We start from the raw sequence: 4,967 nt of genomic DNA on the forward strand, positions 1-4,967 counted from the left end.
TCACGGCAGTAGCCATTTCGACTAGCCCACAGCGACCGTCGCCCAGACGGAGCAGATCCGTGCTTTTCCGTGTCATCCGCGGTCTCCGTGTTCCGGCTGTTTTCGGTCTGTCCGCCACCACGAGCGCCTGCCCAGCGGCACCATCGCCACGGCCGGAACACGGACACGACGGATTTGGCGGAAAAGCACGGATAAGCCGAACGGTGTGCGTCCCGGCTGCCGATGGTCAGTGGCTAGATTCAAACATGGCCGACGCTCCGCTTCTCAAGCTCGACCCCGATAATCCCGACCCCGTAATCGTCGAGCACGCGGCCGCCCTGATCCGGCGCGGCGGACTCGTCGCCTTCCCCACGGAAACCGTATACGGACTCGGCGCCAATGCCCTCGACCCGATTGCGGTTGCGGCCATTTACGGCGCCAAGGGTCGGCCGGCGTGGAATCCTGTCATTGCGCATGTAGCCGACGCGGCAGCCGCCCGCGCGCTGACGCGTGAATGGCCCGCCGCCGCCGATTGGTTGGCCGCTGCCTTCTGGCCGGGCCCGCTGACAATGGTGCTCCTCAAGGCCCCGCAGGTGCCCGACGCGGCCACGGCCGGGCTCGATGCGGTCGCCGTGCGGGTGCCGTCCCATCCCGTGGCGCTGGCGCTGCTCCGAGCCGCTGGCGTGCCCATCGCCGCCCCCAGCGCCAATCGGTTCACGCAGGTCAGTCCTACCACAGCGCAGCACGTGCAGGCGTCGTTGGGCGACCGCGTCGGGCTCATTCTCGACGGTGGTCCGAGTACGGTGGGCATCGAAAGCACGGTGGTCGACCTCACCGGCCCCGACGCCGTGATTCTGCGACCGGGCATGATCTCCGCCGCCGATCTCGAGCGTGCCCTGCGTGGCACCGGCGTGGCGGTGCGAAGCGTCATCGCTACCGTGTCTCACAACGTCTCCGCAGCGAGCGACGCGGACCGCACGCTGGCGCAGCGCTCGCCCGGCATGTCCGATCGCCACTATGCGCCGCGCGCCGATGTCTGGCTCTTCGACCCGGAGCAACAGTCGGAAATCATGGCGGCACTCACGGAAACACTCGCTGCGCGCAATCCGGCAGCCGGTGGCGTGACGGCGCTCCTGCGTACGGTCACTCTTCCGCTGCCGGATGACGCCATCGTGCGCATGCCGGATGACCCCGCTACGTATGCGCGCCAACTATACGCCGCCCTGCACGCGGCCGACGCGGCCGGCGTGGCGCTCATCGTGATCGAGCGTCCCCCGGCCGATGACCGCTGGGTCGGCCTCCGCGATCGCCTCTCCCGAGCCGCCCGCTGAGCACTCGTCGCTGAGCGCTCGTCAGGAGGCGGTATTCGCTGCTATCTTGCCGGGATGTTACCCATCGATCTTTCCGGGAAGCGCGCCCTCGTGGCGGGCGTCGCTGACGACGGCGGCTTCGGGTTTGCCGTCGCCAAGGCCTTCGCAGAGGCCGGCGCTTCGGTCTGTGTCGCCACCTGGCCGCCGGCGCTCAACATTTTCCTCAACATGCTCGAACGCGGAAAGATGGATGAGTCCCGCCGCCTGAGCGATGGATCGCTGCTCACCTTCGAGCGCATCTATCCCCTCGACGCCGTCTACGACGCGCTCGACGATGCGCCGGAAGACGTGCGCTCATCGAAGCGCTACAAAGATGTGGGCGACTTCTCGATCGGCGGACTCGCACAGCGCATCGTGGCCGACTTCGGCGACCAATCGCTCGATATCGTCTTTCACTCGCTGGCCAACGGGCCCGAAGTGAAGAAGCCGCTGCTCGAAGTCAGTCGCGCTGGCTATCTCGCGGCGTCCAGCGCGAGCGCGTTCTCACTGGTGTCCATGGTGCAACGCCTCGCGCCGCTCATGCGTCCGGGCGGCTCCGTCTGCTCGCTCACGTACATGGCCAGTGAACGTGCCATTCCCGGCTACGGTGGCGGGATGTCGTCGGCCAAGGCCGCCCTCGAGAGCGACACCCGCGTGCTCTCGTTCGAGGCCGGTCGCAAGTACGGCTTGCGCGTCAACACGATCAGCGCCGGTCCATATGCGTCGCGCGCGGCCAGTGCGATCGGCATCATCGACAAGATGGTGAAGTATTGCGAAGCCAACGCGCCGCTCGCTGAAGCGATCACCGCGACGGAAGTCGGCAACACTGCTGCATTCCTCGCCAGCTCGCTGGCCAGCGGGATCACGGGCTCTACGGTGTACGTGGACAAGGGATACCATGCGATGGGTATGGCCGTCACGATGCCACCTGGCGTAGAACCGCCGGGCAGCGAGCCGCACGGCGTGTAACCCGTGCCTGACCGGACGCCTCCAGCGCACGACGACGTTCCGCCGGTACCACGGGGAACGGGTCTCCGCACGCGACTGCTGGGCATGGCGTTGGTCGTGTCGACGCCACCAATGCTGGTCAGTCTGCTGATGCCCATGCAGAACAGCGGCTGGCAGGGCCTGTTGATTTTCGGCGGGGCATTGATCGCATCGATTGCCCTCGCGATGTATTTCGGTACCAAGATCGCGAAGCCGGTGCAAACGCTGATCGCCGACGCGCATGCTCTGGCCGTCGGCGTGGCGGGGCATCGGTCGCGTATCAGATCGAGCGATGAAATCGGTTCGCTCGCCACGGCGCTCAACCAGATGGCCGAAACCGTCGAGCGACGCAACGCCGCACTCGCCGACAGCGAGCGCCGGTATCGCTTCTTGTTCGACTCCAATCCGCTGCCTATGTGGGCGTGGGACGCGGACACGATGCTCCTTCTCGCCGTGAACGAAGCCGCCGTCGAGAAATACGGGTACGATCGCGACACGTTTCTTTCGCTGCGCATCGTCGACTTGCTCGATCCCACCGAGTACGCGCGATTCAGCGGTGCCCGTCTGCCCTTCTCGGAGTCGAAGCAGAGCGCCGGCACCTGGCAGCATCGCACCGCAAGCGATCGGCTGCTCGAAATGGACGTCATCACCACCTCGTCGCGACGCCTCGGACGTGCCAGCTGGCTATCGGTGGGCATCGATGTCACTGCGCGTCGCGAAGCCGAACGTGCGCTGGCGCGTAGTGAAGAGCAGCTACGGCAGTCGCAGAAGATGGAAGCGATCGGTACCTTCGCGGGCGGTATCTCGCACGACTTCAGCAACCTGCTCACCGGTATGCTGGGGTACTGTGATCTCGCGCTCGCCATGATGTCGGCAAACGATCCCGTGCGCCCCGACGTAAGTGAGATCCGTGCACTCGCCGTGCGCGGAACGGATCTCTCCAGACAGATTCTCGCCGTCAGTCGGAAACAGATCGTGCAGCCCACGGTGCTCGACCCGAACACCGTCATTCCGGGACTCGACCGGCTGCTCCGCCGACTCATGGGCGAGAACATCGAGGTCTCCACCACGCTGGGGCACGACCTCGGCACCATTCGCATCGACGCGGCCCAGCTCGAACAGATCATGCTCAGCCTCGCCAGCAACGCGCGTGACGCGATGCCCTCCGGCGGGACCCTGCGCATTGCCACGGCGCGCGTGAGCGACACGGAGGTGCAGACCTTCGGACTCGACGCGCAGCAGGAGTGGATCGTGGTCCGCGTAACCGATACCGGCGTCGGCATGACCGATGCCGTCCGTGAACACATCTTCGAGCCCTTCTTCACCACGAAGGAGCGCGGAAAGGGCACGGGACTCGGCCTGCCGCTGGCGTACGGCATGATCGAGCAATCCGGTGGCGAGATTCGCGTGGACAGCGCATTGGGACACGGCACCACCTTCCATCTGCTGCTGCCCCGCCTCGGCGAGCGACCCACTGATCTTGCGGCCGAGGAAGACGTGCCCGGGGTGCTCACGGGAGAGGAAACCGTCCTGCTCACCGAAGACGAAGACAGCGTGCGCGTGGTTGCGACGGCCGCTCTCGAGCGCCGCGGCTATCGCGTTCTGACCGCCGCCGATGGCGACTCTGCCCTCGCGATCTCGCGCGCCTTTCCCGGACGCATCGACGTGCTCGTGACCGACGTCGTGATGCCAGGCATGAACGGGCGCGAACTGGCCGAACAGCTCGAGCAGATGCGACCGGGCATGCGCGTGTTGTTCATGTCGGGGTACACGGACGATGCCGCGTTGCTGAAGGGCGTGTCGCTCGACGAGCGCACCTTCCTGCAGAAGCCGTTCACGTCGCTCGACCTCGCCAAACGTGTTCGTTCGGTGCTGGATCAGTCGCTGCGCGTGAGCTGAGCGCCAGCCGCCATGTACTGGATTCTGGTGATCATGGCCGCCATCGCGGCGGGACTGATCGCGCTCGTGGTCGGTGGTCTCGTTACACCGGCCGACTATCGCGTGGTGCGTCGGATTCGCCTAGCCCGTGGTGCGCATGACGTACGCGCGCTGCTCGCGGATATCACGGCGTACGAACAGTGGGCGCCTTCACCGACGACGATCGAACGAACCGCAGCGACCGAGACCGATCCGGATGCGCTCGCGCTACGCGTGACCGATGACGACACGAAGGCGCAGCTGCAGTGGGAATGGGGCATCGAACCTGACGCGGAGGATCGCACGCACAGTTGCAGCGTCACACTCACGGAACGTGGACGCGTCGGCAATCCCGTGATTCGTTTCTTCGCTGCGCTGCGCGGACACGGTGGGAACGCCGAGCGCACGCTGCGCGCGCTGGCGGAGCATTTCGACGAATTCGGCATCGCCGTCGAACGCGTCGCAACATGACTTGGACCTCATCACAGCGACCTCGGCACGGCGACCTCGACAGTGGACTTGCCGCCGCCGACACGTTTACTAAACTTGCAACGTCAGCTCGCTCCATCACGCCGTTTTCAAGCCAATGGCCCATTCCGTCGACCTGACCCGGATGCCGCCGACGGTCCTGTCCTCGCTCGGACAGCTCGTCGCGTTGCTGCGAACCGCCAGTGAAGGGGCGCGCGTGCACGTGACGCTGGAGTTACCGAGCGAGGGCGGCGCCATTGCCGTGGA

Annotated in this window: 4 protein-coding genes; all 4 read left to right on the forward strand. The window is 66.0% G+C overall.

Features of this window, described 5'->3' with window-relative positions; genetic code table 11:
* Positions 1-245: 245 nt before the first annotated feature.
* The gene (locus ACESNG_RS00095; RefSeq protein ID WP_373061645.1) at positions 246-1,310 is read left to right on the forward strand and encodes an L-threonylcarbamoyladenylate synthase; all 1,065 of its coding nucleotides are present in this window, start codon (positions 246-248) and stop codon (positions 1,308-1,310) included.
* A gap of 54 nt (positions 1,311-1,364) precedes the next feature.
* Positions 1,365-2,297 (forward strand): enoyl-[acyl-carrier-protein] reductase, encoded by a 933-nt coding sequence (locus ACESNG_RS00100; RefSeq protein WP_373061647.1) that lies wholly within the window; start codon positions 1,365-1,367, stop codon positions 2,295-2,297.
* Positions 2,298-2,381: 84 nt separating this feature from the next.
* Complete coding sequence (locus ACESNG_RS00105; protein WP_373067192.1) at positions 2,382-4,214, forward strand: ATP-binding protein; 1,833 nt, start codon at positions 2,382-2,384, stop codon at positions 4,212-4,214.
* A gap of 12 nt (positions 4,215-4,226) precedes the next feature.
* A complete protein-coding gene (locus ACESNG_RS00110; protein ID WP_373067195.1) occupies positions 4,227-4,703 on the forward strand; it encodes a hypothetical protein in 477 nt (158 codons plus the stop codon).
* Positions 4,704-4,967 lie beyond the last annotated feature (264 nt).

This window comes from Gemmatimonas sp., from assembly GCF_041689975.1.
Lineage (GTDB): Bacteria > Gemmatimonadota > Gemmatimonadetes > Gemmatimonadales > Gemmatimonadaceae > Gemmatimonas.

Bases quoted from the DNA above. Each gene is read 5' to 3' on its own strand.
- ACESNG_RS00110 (WP_373067195.1), top strand. From the start codon at position 4,227: ATGTACTGGATTCTGGTGATCATGGCCGCCATCGCGGCGGGACTGATC.
- ACESNG_RS00100 (WP_373061647.1), top strand. From the start codon at position 1,365: ATGTTACCCATCGATCTTTCCGGGAAGCGCGCCCTCGTGGCGGGCGTC.
- ACESNG_RS00105 (WP_373067192.1), top strand. From the start codon at position 2,382: ATGGCGTTGGTCGTGTCGACGCCACCAATGCTGGTCAGTCTGCTGATG.
- ACESNG_RS00095 (WP_373061645.1), top strand. From the start codon at position 246: ATGGCCGACGCTCCGCTTCTCAAGCTCGACCCCGATAATCCCGACCCC.